Annotated in this window: 15 protein-coding genes and 5 pseudogenes; 7 read left to right on the forward strand and 13 right to left on the reverse strand. The window is 55.7% G+C overall.

The genetic code is table 11. The features are described from left to right. Positions 1-2: 2 nt before the first annotated feature. Together AVI_RS25250 and AVI_RS25255 are read right to left on the reverse strand one after the other, a co-directional pair. Complete coding sequence (locus AVI_RS25250; protein WP_012649034.1) at positions 3-719, reverse strand: type IV secretion system lytic transglycosylase VirB1; 717 nt, start codon at positions 717-719, stop codon at positions 3-5. A gap of 285 nt (positions 720-1004) precedes the next feature. Next, positions 1005-1651, reverse strand: a pseudogene (locus tag AVI_RS25255) (IS630 family transposase); the annotation flags it as partial. Here AVI_RS25255 and tnpA (AVI_RS25260) point away from each other — a divergent pair. The 4 genes and pseudogenes from tnpA (AVI_RS25260) to AVI_RS25275 all read left to right on the forward strand — a co-directional run. Continuing rightward, the gene (gene tnpA, locus AVI_RS25260) at positions 1625-2014 is read left to right on the forward strand and encodes an IS66-like element accessory protein TnpA (RefSeq protein WP_234618200.1); all 390 of its coding nucleotides are present in this window, start codon (positions 1625-1627) and stop codon (positions 2012-2014) included. The pseudogene AVI_RS25255 and the gene tnpA (AVI_RS25260) overlap by 27 nt on opposite strands. Next, positions 2011-2364, forward strand: coding sequence for an IS66 family insertion sequence element accessory protein TnpB (gene tnpB / locus AVI_RS25265; RefSeq protein WP_012649035.1), 354 nt, complete (start codon positions 2011-2013; stop codon positions 2362-2364). Before tnpA (AVI_RS25260) ends, tnpB (AVI_RS25265) begins: the two co-directional genes overlap by 4 nt. A 61-nt stretch (positions 2365-2425) precedes the next feature. Further along, complete coding sequence (tnpC, locus tag AVI_RS25270; RefSeq protein WP_012649036.1) at positions 2426-4087, forward strand: IS66 family transposase; 1662 nt, start codon at positions 2426-2428, stop codon at positions 4085-4087. Between the two features lie 102 nt (positions 4088-4189). After that, a pseudogene (locus AVI_RS25275) lies at positions 4190-4348 on the forward strand (ATP-binding protein); the annotation flags it as partial. A gap of 45 nt (positions 4349-4393) precedes the next feature. Here AVI_RS25275 and AVI_RS31785 read toward each other — a convergent pair. The 11 genes and pseudogenes from AVI_RS31785 to AVI_RS25325 form a co-directional block, all read right to left on the reverse strand. Beyond that, positions 4394-4699 (reverse strand): hypothetical protein, encoded by a 306-nt coding sequence (locus AVI_RS31785; RefSeq protein WP_012649037.1) that lies wholly within the window; start codon positions 4697-4699, stop codon positions 4394-4396. Positions 4700-4788: 89 nt separating this feature from the next. Next, positions 4789-5493 (reverse strand): annotated as a pseudogene (locus AVI_RS25285) (transposase domain-containing protein); the annotation flags it as partial. Positions 5494-5563: 70 nt separating this feature from the next. Continuing rightward, the gene (gene tnpB / locus AVI_RS25290) at positions 5564-5911 is read right to left on the reverse strand and encodes an IS66 family insertion sequence element accessory protein TnpB (RefSeq protein WP_041699516.1); all 348 of its coding nucleotides are present in this window, start codon (positions 5909-5911) and stop codon (positions 5564-5566) included. Then, positions 5908-6270 (reverse strand): IS66-like element accessory protein TnpA, encoded by a 363-nt coding sequence (gene tnpA, locus AVI_RS25295; RefSeq protein WP_012649039.1) that lies wholly within the window; start codon positions 6268-6270, stop codon positions 5908-5910. The genes tnpB (AVI_RS25290) and tnpA (AVI_RS25295) overlap by 4 nt, the downstream gene beginning before the upstream one ends. Positions 6271-6359: 89 nt before the next feature. Continuing rightward, complete coding sequence (locus AVI_RS31920; protein WP_080517075.1) at positions 6360-6560, reverse strand: transposase; 201 nt, start codon at positions 6558-6560, stop codon at positions 6360-6362. A 201-nt stretch (positions 6561-6761) separates the two neighbouring features. Further along, entirely contained in the window at positions 6762-8783 is a 2022-nt protein-coding gene (locus AVI_RS25300) for a virA/G regulated protein (RefSeq protein ID WP_012649040.1), read from the reverse strand. 66 nt (positions 8784-8849) lie between these two features. Continuing rightward, positions 8850-10523, reverse strand: coding sequence for a type IV secretion system single-stranded DNA binding effector VirE2 (locus AVI_RS25305; RefSeq protein ID WP_234665192.1), 1674 nt, complete (start codon positions 10521-10523; stop codon positions 8850-8852). Positions 10524-10533: 10 nt separating this feature from the next. Further along, positions 10534-10725: a type IV secretion system effector chaperone VirE1 gene (gene virE1 / locus AVI_RS25310; protein ID WP_012649042.1), complete on the reverse strand. Its 192-nt coding sequence runs from the start codon at positions 10723-10725 to the stop codon at positions 10534-10536. 514 nt (positions 10726-11239) lie between these two features. Continuing rightward, positions 11240-11653: pseudogene (locus AVI_RS31295) on the reverse strand (transposase); the annotation flags it as partial. After that, complete coding sequence (locus AVI_RS25320; RefSeq protein WP_041699590.1) at positions 11632-12021, reverse strand: IS5/IS1182 family transposase; 390 nt, start codon at positions 12019-12021, stop codon at positions 11632-11634. The pseudogene AVI_RS31295 and the gene AVI_RS25320, both read right to left, overlap by 22 nt. Before the next feature lie 392 nt (positions 12022-12413). Continuing rightward, a pseudogene (locus tag AVI_RS25325) lies at positions 12414-13060 on the reverse strand (IS630 family transposase); the annotation flags it as partial. Between AVI_RS25325 and tnpA (AVI_RS25330) the strand changes: the two are divergent. From tnpA (AVI_RS25330) to tnpC (AVI_RS25340), 3 genes are all read left to right on the forward strand, one after another. Beyond that, a complete protein-coding gene (gene tnpA, locus AVI_RS25330) occupies positions 13034-13423 on the forward strand; it encodes an IS66-like element accessory protein TnpA (protein WP_234618200.1) in 390 nt (129 codons plus the stop codon). The pseudogene AVI_RS25325 and the gene tnpA (AVI_RS25330) overlap by 27 nt on opposite strands. Beyond that, positions 13420-13773, forward strand: coding sequence for an IS66 family insertion sequence element accessory protein TnpB (gene tnpB / locus AVI_RS25335; protein ID WP_012649035.1), 354 nt, complete (start codon positions 13420-13422; stop codon positions 13771-13773). The genes tnpA (AVI_RS25330) and tnpB (AVI_RS25335) overlap by 4 nt, the downstream gene beginning before the upstream one ends. A gap of 61 nt (positions 13774-13834) precedes the next feature. Beyond that, positions 13835-15496, forward strand: a complete 1662-nt coding sequence (gene tnpC / locus AVI_RS25340; protein ID WP_012649036.1) for an IS66 family transposase — start codon at positions 13835-13837, stop codon at positions 15494-15496. Positions 15497-15518 lie beyond the last annotated feature (22 nt).

The following is a 15518-nucleotide window of genomic DNA, read 5'->3' on the forward strand; positions in this document are numbered from 1 at the left end:
CATCAGTCAGTTCGAAAAACTTGATCTTGTTCGGAGGGCGCGCGGTCATTCAGTTCCTGCGCCTCCGGCGGCGCGGATGAGCCGTCCGCTCCAATTGCTGAGTGGGAGCGCTCGTATGACTCCCAGACGTTCCAGGGTTCTTCTGAGTTTGGCTCACCACGATCGGATTTTTTCGCCGACTGAGCCAGCGGCGGCACGAGTTGCTGAGCCGCCACTTCGACCCTTCGCACATAACCGTTTGCGAACCCGCGTGTTGGGTCGCCGGTATTGTAAGCCGAGATTGCCCGCCTGAGGGCGAGTTGTTTTGACTCTACAGTGTTGCCGCCACGATAATGCCGTACAAGCAGATGCGCCGCGGCGGACAAGGACGCGCATGGCTCGATTGCAGTGCCGGGAGTCAGGCCCAAGTTCGCGAAATTCTTGGAGTTTACTTGCATTAGGCCTACATCAACTGAATGCCCGGCTACGAGACGATGGTCTACGCTTTGCGTAGCATCCGCATGGTTCCTGCAATGAAGAGTTTCACCGGTCGTATTGTCATGCAGCACGAGTGGATCAAACTGGCTTTCGACCTTCGCAATCGCTCCGAGTGTAGATGGAGCGACTGAAGGCGCGCATTCGCGAGCGAGCTGGTTGAATTCGGCGAAAGACAGCGGCGCAGCTTTGCTTGGCTGGATCATCAGAAGAATGATCCCGAAAGATCCCGCCGCCTTCAGCATTCGTTTATTCCCCTCGGTACCGCACTAATCCTGATGAGCCATGAGATGACTCAACCGTTAACAGTCGCGATGATGTTAGGGATCTGTTACTCTCTGATTTTATTGCCCTTACTCTTGGTTTCATTTGAAGCATTGAAGCAAATCCGTTCGATTTCGTGATTGGAGACTTCTGTAAGCGACAAGCAGACCCCATCTGGCAAGTCTGATGGTGATCACGTTATGGCATCAGGGATCTGATTTTCTCTGATTGTGAGGATCTATGTCTACGCCTATGGCTAGCCCTAGTCACCGGAATCTGAAGTTCGGCTCATTGTTTTGGCAGAATCGCTTGACGGAGGCGAGGATTTGGCCGGCGGATTTCACCCATCTGTATGGCTTGGGATTCTCGTTGTGCGTTGCGATAAACGCGTCGATGTCGGCTTCCAGTTCGGCGGTGGAACGATGACACCGCGTTGCAATTGCTTGCGCATCAGCTCTGCAAACCACCGCTCGACTTGATTGATCCAGGAGGCTGACGTTGGCGTGAAGTGAACATGCCAATGCGGGCGGCGTGCGAGCCAGGCCTTGATCCTCGGCGTCTTGTGGGTCGCATAGTTGTCCATCACCAAATGCACGTCCGGCCCCTTGGGCATCTCGGCGTCAATCCGCTTCAAGAAGTCGAGAAATTCGGTCGCCCTGTGACGTTTGTAGCACTGGCCGATTACCGCGCCAGTCGCAACGTCGAGCGCGGCGAACAGGGATGTCGTGCCGTTGCGGACATAGGTATGGGTGCGCCGCTGCTCGGCGATGCCCGGCGCCATGGGCAGAACCGGCTGCTCGCGATCCAGTGCCTGGATTTGCGATTTCTCATCCACGCATAGCACGACTGCCCGATCAGGTGGCGACATGTAAAGGCCGACTATGTCTTGCACCTTATCAACGAACAGGGGATCGTGGCGGAAAGCTTTGAGCCTGGTGTTCGCGTTGTTGATGTCGCGCGCCGTCACGGCGTTATAGCAAACCAGCTTTCCGATTGGCGACGTCAGGTGCGCGACGGCATTCTGGTTCTGCCGTTTGCGGCGGCAACGACGCCGTCGGAGCACGATGGTATCGAGCCGGCATTCGTGCCTCTGGCAATCGCTGCGGATGCGCCTGAGCCTGTCAATCGGTTGCCGCTGCCGAAGCTGGCCTCCGACAGGCCGAAGGTGCAGGTTTTGACGTTGGAGATTGGCTCAGACGTTGTGATGCGGGTTCCGAACGATGTATCCGTTGAACGGGTCGCCGCTCTGGTTCGCGCTGTGCGAGGAGCGCCATGATTGTCGCGGGCCAACGACTGCCGATCCTGATCGCAACGCGTCCGGTGGACTTCCGCTGTGGGCATCAGGCGCTGGCTCTGATGGTGCAGACCGAGTTGAAGCTCGATCCGCATTCCGGGATTACGGTCATCTTCCGGTCGAAGCGCGGAGATCGCCTTAAAATCCTGGTGTGGGATGGCCGCGGAATGGTGCTAATTTATAAAATTCTGGAACAAGGCAGCTTTGCTTGGCCCAAGGTTCAGGATGGAACGATGCGTCTTTCCAGGGGTCAGTATGAGGCCATGTTCGAAGGTCTGGACTGGCGACGGGTGATGGCGCAACGGGTGACTGCGCCGTCTGCGGCGGGGTAAATTCTGGCGGCTATCGCATTGTTTTATTTGGATTTTTGATGCCATTTTGCTATAAAGCGGCATGTCGCAACCTATTGATCTCAGCTTGTATCCGGACCTTCCATCAGAGGTCGCCAAAGCCTTCGCGGAGATGCAGTTCGAGCTGTCGGTCGAGCGTGCAGCACGTCAGCATGAGCAGGCTGTGGTGGCCGAAAAGGATTTGTTCATCGCCGAGTTGAAGGAGCTGATCGAGACGCTTGAGGGTCAGGTTCATGAATATCGGCGCGCGAAGTTCGGGCCGAAATCGGAAAAGCTCGATCCGGCGCAGATGGAACTGGCGTTGGAAGAGCTTGAAACGGCGATTGCCGAAACACAGGCGCGGATTGCCGCCGTTGAGAAAAAGATCGAAGCCAGTGCAATCAATCCTGGAGAGGTTGGCGATCCGGACAAGGCCGTTTCTCGCAAGGAGCGCAAGGCCCGTGCACTGCCTGAACACCTGCCGCGGGTCGAGCGCGTGATCGAGCCCGAGAGCATCGTTTGCCCCTGCGGTTGCGGCAACATGGTGCGGATCGGCGAGGAACGGCTCGACCGGGTCCCGGCGCGCTACGAGGTGATCGTCACGATCCGCCCGAAATACGCATGCCCCAAGGGGCGAACGGGCGTTGTCCAGGCCAAAGCGCCGGCACATCTTTTGGAAGGGAGCTGGCCGACCGAAGCCCTTCTGGCGGAAATTGCCGTCTCCAAGCATTCCGAACATATGCCGCTCAACCGGCAGGCTGAGGTCATGGCGCGACACGGGGGGCCGATAGACCGCCCGGTCCTGGCCGATTGGATGGGGCGCACGGGCAGCGAAATCCGGTCGGTGGTTGACCATATGGCTAAACAGCTTCTGGGGGAAAGCACGCGGCTCTATGTCAACGAGACGACCGCCCCGGTGCTGGATCCGGGGCGAGGCAAGACGAAGACGGGCTATCTCCGGGCCGTGCTGCGTGACGACCGCGGCTGGAACGGTTCTGCGCCATCAGGTGTGGTGTTCCATTATCGGCCTGGGCGTAAAGGCGACTATGCCGCCGAAATCCTCGAAGGATTTAACGGCACGATCCAGGTCAATGCCTACGGTGGTTACTCTCACCTTGCCACGTCGGACCGTGTGGGCGGCGATCCCTGGAAACTGGCTTTCTGTTGGGCACACGGGCGCAGAAAGCTGATCAAGGCTGCGCCAAAGAGCGGATCACCCATCGTTGATGAAGCGCTCATTCGCATCGCCGCGCTCTACAAGATCGAAGACAGTATTCGAGGCAATGAGCCCGAACATCGTCGGGCAGTCCGACAGGAGCTGTCGCTCCCGTTGGTGGACAAGTTCTTCACCTGGATCGCGGCTCAGGCTGCACGTGTCTCACGCAAGTCAGATCTTGGAAAAGCCTTGGCATACATGCTGACACGGCAAGACGGCTTCAGGCTGTTCTTGGACGACAGCCATGTCGATATTGACTCCAACCTGGTGGAAAACGCGATCCGCCGCCCGGCCATGAACCGCCGCAATGCGCTCTTTGCGGGCCACGATGAAGGGGGCCGAAATTGGGCTCGGTTTGCCAGCTTGATCGGCACATGTAAAATGAATGGAATTGAGCCTTACGCCTATCTGTGCGACCTCTTCACCCGCCTCGCAAACGGCCACATCGCCAAAGACATCGATGCCCTAATGCCTTGGGCCTATGCCGCCCGCATAAAGGCCTCACAATGAGCTCGTCAGATACTCGTCGGTGAGCTCATCGTGAGGCCCCAAAGGCAAAACTATCAAGCCGCTGCAAATGAAAAATCAATGGGGCGCAGACGCCGCTTACAGATCAGCGAGATGATGGAGGCGCGAGACGAGCGGCGACTGCTCCGGTTCCAGAAGCAGATGGCAGCCAACAAGCTGCTGATCATCAATGAGTTGGGTTTCGTGCCGCTGTCGAAAACCGGTGCGGAATCGCTGTTCGAGCTGATCTCCCATCGTTATGAAGTGAGCGTCCGGCGAACGGATTTTTGGTGGTTCGATCTGGCGATGCTATAGGACGCGTTTCATTTCATCGGCCATGACGCGCTCAATGATCTTGGGATCGCATTGTTCGTCGACGAGGAACTGGCGGATACCACCATCCCACGTCCTGATGTCGGCGAGGAGACTTTGAAGTTCTTCAATGCCATTCTCGGTCAGACCCTTCGTGCCATCTTCACTGCCATCGCTGACGTAAACCAGTTCGCCATCGGAGATGTTGTCCGAGTTGGCCGTCACCTCTTCGATCAGTTCGAGATTTTCGCCGATCATGCTGGCGACTTGCCTGAGTGTGTAGATGAACCTCGCGCGTGCCATTAGGGGGCCTCGCATCGAGCGGTTGCTGGCGTCCAGTTCCATGGCAACAGGTCTTCAAGTCGGTCTTTGGGGTGATCCTGGATCCGGGTGAGTGGTGTCAGCAAAGCGGATACGCGGCCGACCCAGTCGGCCATCACGGATCGGGAGATGTCTATCCCTAACCGGTCGTACATCTCGGACAGGCGGTAGAGGGGAATGTGATCGTCGAATTTTGCGATCATGATATGGGCGAGCAGTCCCGGCCCTGGTTTGCCGCGCTCGATCGGCAAGGTCGGCATTTCTCCTGCCACCATCGTATCGCACTCCCTGCAGATCATGCGTTTTTCGACATGGCGGACAATCTTGACCGACGCGGGCACGTGCTCCAGAATCTGGACCACCTTGTCGGCAGCCTTCAAGAACGAGGTGCCACCGCAGGTCGGGCAATTGCAGGGAGCCGCATAGACCAGTTCTTCGGTGGCAAGACCATCGGGCAGAGGCTTGCGCTTCGGCTTTTCGGATGCGTCGCCCAACTCCGGCAAAGGCGCTTTCCCGGAGCGCATCTCAGCCTCGGCACGAGAGGCCTCGATCTCCTCCAGCATCAGCTCGAACTGCTCTATCTTCCTGTCAATCTTTTCCGAAGAGGCGCCATGCTGTCGATGGCGGAGCAGTTCCAGTTGCGCGCGAAGAAGCCCGATTATGGAGTCTCGCTTGATGACCTCGGCTTCCTGGCTCTCAAGTTTCGCCGCCTGTTCGGCGACGAGTGGGCGCAAAGCAGTGAGCTCTTCCTGACCGTCCAGCGGTCCTGTTTCCATGCCCGTAAACGTAGCCGATTTGCGCCAAAACGCCAGTGCTTCGCGCGGATTTCGCTGCAAAATAAGCGCTTTAGCCCGTTCTCGCCGGAGCCGAAGTCCACGCTGGCCGGCGCCAGTCGATCCCTTCCACAAGCATCGAGAGCTGCGCCTGCGTCAGGGGCGCAACGCCTTCTTTCGCCCTCGGCCAGGGAAAGTATCCGCGTTCAAGAACCTTGTAAAATAGGCAAAACCCTTGGCCATCCCACCAGAGAAGCTTGATCCGATCGGCGCGTTTTCCGCGGAAGCCGAAGATCGCACCCGAGCCCGGTGCCTCCTTTACGACCGTCTCAACCAGCGCCGAAAGCCCATCAATGCCACGCCGCATGTCGGTCACTCCGCAGGCTAGATAGACCCGCACATTCCCAGAAGGCTCGATCATGCCGCCTCCACGCACGCGATCAACGACCCGAGCATCCTCAGCTCTATGTCAGCCGGAACCCTCAAGCATCGACCGTTTCGTAGCGAGATCTCAATAACCGCTGGCGTCGGTGGCGTGTCAGGTCCCGGTGTAGCGCTCACCTCCTCGGTGATTTCCACCGGAAGGAACATCGCCGGTCGACCGACATAGCTGAAGGACTGCCGCCACAAACGGATCTGGGATGGGTAAATATCATGCCGGCGAGCCACATCACCAATGCGAACACCAGGTTGATCAGCTTCCGCCAATATCTTCAGTTTCGCCGCGTCAGACCAGCGTCGCCGACGCTCACTGCCGGACATGATCTCCATGCGAGCCATGCAACCTCTTCGTTCTGGTATTAATGTCAGCACTAATGCTGCTTCTAATGCCAGAACATCGCCCGTTTTGCCTAATCAGCAAAATCCGCTCACCGGACGCTCACTTTCAATTCGGGTGGCAAGAGCTTCCTTCGCCGGGCGTAAATCTGCTGCGGAAGAACGTCGTGCCGACGTGCTACATCCGAAACGCTGCCATCCGCGCTGAACGCTTCGCGCAATATTGAAAGCTTCTTTTCTGTCGACCACCGCCGCTGTCGCTCGGCACCCGTCAGGATCTCAACCTTGGCCATTCATACCCTGTTACGTCACAAATGAATCATCTGTGACGTAACGTGCGCCAATTATGCGCCCGACCAAAACCGGCTCACCGGACGCTCACGTTATGAGCGAGGTGCCGCCCTGATCAGCAGCAATCTGCCTTTCGACGAATGGTCTGTTTCAATCAAGCCAAATGGGCGGATGCTAGACGTATGTGGATCGGCATATCTATTCTAAAGTGAAAGCCCTGCTGACATGGAGCGCTCTCGGTTCCGTGAGCTTTCCAAAACCCTCGATCGCTCGTTATCCGCCTTCGGCAATGGAACACTAAGCAGTTCATTCAGCAACGCTTGCTGTTCCGGATCCGTAAGATGGTCTCCTTGCATCGAAGGTTCTTGCCGGCCTTCTGAGACGTGCGACAACCCCGATTCGCCAAACAATGACTGCGGATCAAAGCGCTCGCTTATTGTATTGATCGAATGATCGCGTTCCAAAGGCCCTTGCAAATGTTCTTCTACTACACTTTCCGACACTAAACTCTTTCGCACCGGGCTATCTTCAAAAGCTCCCTGGAGGCTTTCCTCAGCACGCCCTACCGGTCCACTATGCACGCCCAACGACGGCGGGACCGGCGCGTTGTGCAGAAAACTCAAGAGCTCTTGTTCGTTTGGATCTGACTGGTGATTATTGATCGGAGATAATGGCACCGACGGCCCTTGGGAAACCGTTCTGTCCACCGACAATTGCGGATCGGCAGATCGGTTTAGTGAGGGCTCCGGCGAACCAAACACTGTTGTTCTTTCCGGCGATGCGGTAAAAAACACCCCTTTTGTTGACCCGGTTGGTCGAAAGAGATGTCCTCGCCACTCACCGAGGTTTTTCTCTTCTTGCGTTTTCCTTTCATTATCGCGCTGGAGATTGATCGCGACCGGCCTTTTGTACGGCTTAGCCTCTTCGGCTTTAAAAGCTGGATATGAGAGATGCCCATTCGACGACGGAGGTAGTGTTTGGGAAACGGCCTGTCGCTCGGAGTGCGGTTGGCGAAACAAGGATGACGTTGGTACAACGGCATCAGTTCGTTGGTCTTTTGCAGGCACAACCTTACTTTCGGCCTCGTTACGACGGCCGTCTCCAACAAAACTGACCGAATGCGACCGCGTCGTCGGTAGAAGTGATATGGGGATAATTGAGCGCTCTTGCCAAGCCTTCCTATGCTCAGTGGATTCCAAATTGCGCAGCTTCTGAGCCTCACGTTCTTGTCCAGTTAGCGCCGTCAGTTTCCGACGAACTGTCACGCCCAGTATCTTTTTTGAGACTTTTTTGACATCGGAGTTCAGATAGGCTGTTTCACTCTTGTAGATCTTACCGAAGGTATGCTTCGTGCTCTTCAATTGCCCGCTAGCATCATCGTAGACGGCCGATCGCTTGTTTAACAGCCGGCGGTGACTAGATATATCCCGGCCGAGTTCGTTCCCCTCCTTATCTAGGAGGGAGCTATAAGATTTGCTAAATGCGCCACCAAGTTTTCGTATCGTTGTCCGAGAGGTTTGACGGTCTGCGGTTTTCGTCAATGTCTTGGAAAATCCGAGCCGTTTCCTGCCGATCAGCTCTAGATTGCCTTTGTCGTCCCGCTCAAATGTTTCCTGCGTGGAACCTTTTTGGCGGGTTAGTTCTCGAAAAAGCCGGTTTTCTGCGCCACTCCGATAGGGCGCGCTCAGCCTCTCGGAAATTGATTGAAAAAGCCTATTTCGGTTGACGTACTGCGTCCGAATCAGTAGGCCATTTTCGTCTCGCTCCCATTTTTCCTCAAAGCGCCCGTCTTTGTATTTCACATGTTTCGCGCGAAGTGTCCCGTCCTCGGCATAGAAATGGCTACTAACGCTCCTCCAAGTCCTTTTTTCGTGTAAACCAAGGTAAACATCGCCGGTTTCTGCGCTACGTTTCAGAACCTTCCTTGTCTTTCTTAGGATACCATGCTCCCGTGTTAATTCTTTTGAGTTGCCGACGCGAACCCGTTTATTTCCAAGCCTTTTATAGCTTATTTCGCCTCGGAAGTCGGCGCCCAGCTTGTCGACTATCTGCATATCGGCGGCATATTTTTGCTTCTGTTCAAGGGTTTCGAACCGGGCTCGTTTCCTTGAAGCCTCTTCCTCTGTAAGCAACGCTTTACGCATTTGCTCATAAAGCCGCCTAGCAGAACGTCGCATGTCGGCCGTAAGCGACTTCGCGACACTTTTTTTCGTCGTGTCGACCATTGTTGAACCCTTTCATTGGCATGTCTCGAGCTAATGGGCTTTGTCACCGACGCGGTAGCGGGAATTCTACAGACTGTTTACGGTCGTGCCACGAGGTCGGCTTTCGTAACCGCGCCGACTGTCACTAATCGGCGGCAATGCTGCCTCTGGCCGGACAAACTCACGCGAATATTTATCGGTTGGTACAGCGAGAAGCTGCGCTGCGTCGTCGGGCAATTTCATCATCAGGCGCTCATATTCCGCAACACTGGTGTAAGTGCCAGTTCTCTGACCCTTTTCATTGCGATCCGATATCAGGACATCTTTTTGAGTCAGTTGTTGCCGCTTTTCCTGGGACAGATCTCGAACATCACGTAAGTTCGGGCCATCCGCAACAATAACCGACGCCTGTAGGTCAAACTGCTCAAACTTGACACTATTCGCGTGGCTTTGCCGACCCATCGAAACAGGCAGACCGACTCGGTTCATCAGCTGGGTGAAGTGTTCGGGGTCAGAATATTCCAGTCTTGCAGGTGACATGTAACCGTTGCCGTCGCGAGCCAGGACCTGAACGCGATCCCACAACTTTCCCTCTTTCAAGGCTTGCGTCCAAGGGGAATTGGGCGCATTTTGAAATAGGTAGTCAACGCTCACGTGACGATCACTGGTCGTCCCTTCCTGCCCGTCCGGCTGCCTTCCCATATTCACAGTCGCAGCGGGGAACTGTCTGTTGTGAGCTCGATTCTCGCCTGCGAACTCAGCGAAACGGATATCCGCACTGCCTCGCTCCCATGATTCCAAATATTTTGAGTCATGCATAATGCCAGACCTGGATTTCAGCTTGATCTCGGTATTGCTGCCGTACTTATTTTTGATGGCGCGTTCGAATTCCTCAAATCGCTTATTAGCGTAGGCGTCGCCGGCAAACCTGTAAGCAAAATGTATGTCATTTTGCGGAGTCTTGATTAGAATATCCGGCAGCAGTGAACCAGCTTGAAACTCGTGCTCATAGCGTTTTTGAATTTCTCTGCGCCCGTATTTTTCTGTTTGTATATATCTATCCTCAGGCCTCAATTTATTATTGCGGTCGAGCTTGATATTCTTGTTAGTTTGATAAAAAATGGCGGTGCCAGTAATACCCATCTCGGCGTGAGCACGATTCCAGACTTCCAACTTGTATTGAAAGCGCGGCTTGCTCCGTTCTTTTGGCTCCAGTTTATGCAGGCTTGCACCCAATTGCTCCGGGAGATCGATCTTGTCGAACGCGAGGGGTGGGGGATAGTAGTTACCGACCCCGTCCCTATATAGCCGGCAACTCGCATTGAATTCCGCCTTGGTGGGCAGATGATTGAGGTTACCTTTAATAGTACCTGCGAACCTGTCCTGCCCAGTCTGCCGTACAAGAATATACTCGTCTGGCCGTCGGTCATGGCCTGGTAATGCCATATTCGCGAACAAGCTGGATAAATCATTTTCACCCTCAGACTGGTAGCCGTGGACACTGGTTGAATCATGGCCTGACTGATAACCAAGCGTTCCCTCATCGAAATGCGATTCGAGATCTTCTGTATGCGTAGGGCTCTCGTGCATATTGTGTTCGAGAGTTTCATGGCTACCCGTCATATGAACATCGAAGAGCGTGTTCGAATTTGCGCCTTCCGTCTTCTGGCGTTTTGGATCGTCGACACCAGCATTTTGGGCGTCGTTTCCGTCTGTCACATTAATATATTTACCATCGCCATAGGCCTTCGGATCCATCATATAACTCCTTTTAGCCAGCTAGGTTGTCTTCGGGGAGTGGGCACTGGAGGACGAAATTCTCCAGTTCAATCATGTCGAGATCCAAACTCGTAAAACCATTTGGCTGATAATTGTCGCTCAACTCCTCCATGTGAAATTTTTGCGGCTCCTCGCCTGACAAGACAGGCATATTTTTATTCACATTTAGTTCGCTGATCGCCATTTCTTTGTTTCTCCTGCAGAAATTACAACTTTTTCGGTTCCTGCTATTCTGATTCTAAATCCACCCCAGACACATCGAATGGAAATTATCGGTGCACATTAGAGTACTCCTCCATCGTTACAGCCCGAAAAGCCCAGAGCAGGCTATCCTGGCGCACGGTGTCCAACTTGCTTCTACAAACAAAGATCGCTCAAAGCACCGAAATTGCCAAACTGCCCGCTAAGTCAACCTGACTATCGACGGTAAGCGCCTTCAGCCGGTAGCCTGCGCGGGGACGCAAGCCGTCCGATCAACTTCATTACCGTGCACGATATTTGCGGGCTTCTGCAGCGGCCACATTTCGCGCAAAATCCGGGCTGCGAATAGAATTGAGTATTTAGGAAGTATATCATCCGAACCTCCGTCATTAAACGCATATAGCGTTTCATATGTAATTCTTGATGAGTCACATAGTTGATATGGCTCTATCTGATCCGAACCCTTCAAACTGTATCAGTGCGACGGGGCGTGATTGCTAGGCAGTGTGGACGGATTTGATCAAGATGAAGCCTGCGGCGATTGCGACGATGGAGGAGAAATTTTGTTTGGTCTTCTCGCATCGTAGCGCAACGCGCTTGAAGGGCTTGAGTTTTCCGGCTGCTTGCTCGATGCGGGCGCGACCTTTGTAGAGCGCTTTGGGAAAGAACGTCGGCTTTGATTTTGCCGTTGAACGATAAGGAATGACGGGAACCGCACCCCGCCTTCTTGCGGCCTGGCGGTTAGCCTTGCTGTCATAGCCCTTGTCGCCCATGGCGGCGCGGGGATCTACATCGGGGCCAAGGCCAAGCAGGATTGGAAAGTGCGGAGCGTCACCTTTCTCGCCCCCGGTCAGATCAAAGGCGATGGGATGTCCGTCGAAATCGGTCTTCAGGTGGATTTTGGTCGAGAAGCCGCCTTGCGAGCGGCCAAGCGCTTGGCCATATTGCCCCCTTTTGCTCCTGCTGCCGAAACATGCGCGCGCACCACGGTGCTGTCGAACATCTGAACCAGATCGGCCGACGTGCTCAGGCTGCCAAGGTGCTCGAAGAAAATCTCAAAAACACCCGCCTTGCTCAATCGGGAAAAGCGCTTCCAGACACTGTTCCAATGTCCATAGCGCTCCGGCAGACCGCGCCAGGTGATATTGTTGACGGAGAAATAGTGCAGGGCCTCCAAAAACAGCCGGTCATCTCGACCCTTGTCGCCCCGCCGCGGAAGCGAGGCGCGGAAAACCTCAAGTGCGACCGCCCAGTCCGCTTCTGTCATCTTCGTCAGCATCGCCGATCTCCTCTGAAACCGGCAACCCATGAATCATTCAAATACGGATTTGGGAATCGCAGAAATTAAACTTGCGGCAATCCGTCCACACCGCCTAATCCCCTACAGGTAAAAGCGATCGCGCAGGCGCATGTAAAGACCGGCAGCAAGGTAGCTCTAAGCAACCCGAACCTATTGGAGATCAGCCATGGCTATGAAATCCAGCTACACCACTCCATGCAACACGATCATAAGCGGTGCCCCTGTGAATGCAGTCTGTCTGCGTGCCGGGACTTGAGACTACAGTCTGACTGATTCTGTAATTCAAAGAGCACCCTGGAAGCGGTCGCTTGGACAAATACGTGTAATGTGACAGTAACTACAGCTTATTTTCAGCGTAACCGGTAGACTAGTCACCGGAATCTGAAGTTCGGCTCATTGTTTTGGCAGAATCGCTTGACGGAGGCGAGGATTTGGCCGGCGGATTTCACCCATCTGTATGGCTTGGGATTCTCGTTGTGCGTTGCGATAAACGCGTCGATGTCGGCTTCCAGTTCGGCGGTGGAACGATGACACCGCGTTGCAATTGCTTGCGCATCAGCTCTGCAAACCACCGCTCGACTTGATTGATCCAGGAGGCTGACGTTGGCGTGAAGTGAACATGCCAATGCGGGCGGCGTGCGAGCCAGGCCTTGATCCTCGGCGTCTTGTGGGTCGCATAGTTGTCCATCACCAAATGCACGTCCGGCCCCTTGGGCATCTCGGCGTCAATCCGCTTCAAGAAGTCGAGAAATTCGGTCGCCCTGTGACGTTTGTAGCACTGGCCGATTACCGCGCCAGTCGCAACGTCGAGCGCGGCGAACAGGGATGTCGTGCCGTTGCGGACATAGGTATGGGTGCGCCGCTGCTCGGCGATGCCCGGCGCCATGGGCAGAACCGGCTGCTCGCGATCCAGTGCCTGGATTTGCGATTTCTCATCCACGCATAGCACGACTGCCCGATCAGGTGGCGACATGTAAAGGCCGACTATGTCTTGCACCTTATCAACGAACAGGGGATCGTGGCGGAAAGCTTTGAGCCTGGTGTTCGCGTTGTTGATGTCGCGCGCCGTCACGGCGTTATAGCAAACCAGCTTTCCGATTGGCGACGTCAGGTGCGCGACGGCATTCTGGTTCTGCCGTTTGCGGCGGCAACGACGCCGTCGGAGCACGATGGTATCGAGCCGGCATTCGTGCCTCTGGCAATCGCTGCGGATGCGCCTGAGCCTGTCAATCGGTTGCCGCTGCCGAAGCTGGCCTCCGACAGGCCGAAGGTGCAGGTTTTGACGTTGGAGATTGGCTCAGACGTTGTGATGCGGGTTCCGAACGATGTATCCGTTGAACGGGTCGCCGCTCTGGTTCGCGCTGTGCGAGGAGCGCCATGATTGTCGCGGGCCAACGACTGCCGATCCTGATCGCAACGCGTCCGGTGGACTTCCGCTGTGGGCATCAGGCGCTGGCTCTGATGGTGCAGACCGAGTTGAAGCTCGATCCGCATTCCGGGATTACGGTCATCTTCCGGTCGAAGCGCGGAGATCGCCTTAAAATCCTGGTGTGGGATGGCCGCGGAATGGTGCTAATTTATAAAATTCTGGAACAAGGCAGCTTTGCTTGGCCCAAGGTTCAGGATGGAACGATGCGTCTTTCCAGGGGTCAGTATGAGGCCATGTTCGAAGGTCTGGACTGGCGACGGGTGATGGCGCAACGGGTGACTGCGCCGTCTGCGGCGGGGTAAATTCTGGCGGCTATCGCATTGTTTTATTTGGATTTTTGATGCCATTTTGCTATAAAGCGGCATGTCGCAACCTATTGATCTCAGCTTGTATCCGGACCTTCCATCAGAGGTCGCCAAAGCCTTCGCGGAGATGCAGTTCGAGCTGTCGGTCGAGCGTGCAGCACGTCAGCATGAGCAGGCTGTGGTGGCCGAAAAGGATTTGTTCATCGCCGAGTTGAAGGAGCTGATCGAGACGCTTGAGGGTCAGGTTCATGAATATCGGCGCGCGAAGTTCGGGCCGAAATCGGAAAAGCTCGATCCGGCGCAGATGGAACTGGCGTTGGAAGAGCTTGAAACGGCGATTGCCGAAACACAGGCGCGGATTGCCGCCGTTGAGAAAAAGATCGAAGCCAGTGCAATCAATCCTGGAGAGGTTGGCGATCCGGACAAGGCCGTTTCTCGCAAGGAGCGCAAGGCCCGTGCACTGCCTGAACACCTGCCGCGGGTCGAGCGCGTGATCGAGCCCGAGAGCATCGTTTGCCCCTGCGGTTGCGGCAACATGGTGCGGATCGGCGAGGAACGGCTCGACCGGGTCCCGGCGCGCTACGAGGTGATCGTCACGATCCGCCCGAAATACGCATGCCCCAAGGGGCGAACGGGCGTTGTCCAGGCCAAAGCGCCGGCACATCTTTTGGAAGGGAGCTGGCCGACCGAAGCCCTTCTGGCGGAAATTGCCGTCTCCAAGCATTCCGAACATATGCCGCTCAACCGGCAGGCTGAGGTCATGGCGCGACACGGGGGGCCGATAGACCGCCCGGTCCTGGCCGATTGGATGGGGCGCACGGGCAGCGAAATCCGGTCGGTGGTTGACCATATGGCTAAACAGCTTCTGGGGGAAAGCACGCGGCTCTATGTCAACGAGACGACCGCCCCGGTGCTGGATCCGGGGCGAGGCAAGACGAAGACGGGCTATCTCCGGGCCGTGCTGCGTGACGACCGCGGCTGGAACGGTTCTGCGCCATCAGGTGTGGTGTTCCATTATCGGCCTGGGCGTAAAGGCGACTATGCCGCCGAAATCCTCGAAGGATTTAACGGCACGATCCAGGTCAATGCCTACGGTGGTTACTCTCACCTTGCCACGTCGGACCGTGTGGGCGGCGATCCCTGGAAACTGGCTTTCTGTTGGGCACACGGGCGCAGAAAGCTGATCAAGGCTGCGCCAAAGAGCGGATCACCCATCGTTGATGAAGCGCTCATTCGCATCGCCGCGCTCTACAAGATCGAAGACAGTATTCGAGGCAATGAGCCCGAACATCGTCGGGCAGTCCGACAGGAGCTGTCGCTCCCGTTGGTGGACAAGTTCTTCACCTGGATCGCGGCTCAGGCTGCACGTGTCTCACGCAAGTCAGATCTTGGAAAAGCCTTGGCATACATGCTGACACGGCAAGACGGCTTCAGGCTGTTCTTGGACGACAGCCATGTCGATATTGACTCCAACCTGGTGGAAAACGCGATCCGCCGCCCGGCCATGAACCGCCGCAATGCGCTCTTTGCGGGCCACGATGAAGGGGGCCGAAATTGGGCTCGGTTTGCCAGCTTGATCGGCACATGTAAAATGAATGGAATTGAGCCTTACGCCTATCTGTGCGACCTCTTCACCCGCCTCGCAAACGGCCACATCGCCAAAGACATCGATGCCCTAATGCCTTGGGCCTATGCCGCCCGCATAAAGGCCTCACAATGAGCTCGTCAGATACTCGTCGGTG

Source organism: Allorhizobium ampelinum S4, assembly GCF_000016285.1.
Lineage (GTDB): Bacteria > Pseudomonadota > Alphaproteobacteria > Rhizobiales > Rhizobiaceae > Allorhizobium > Allorhizobium ampelinum.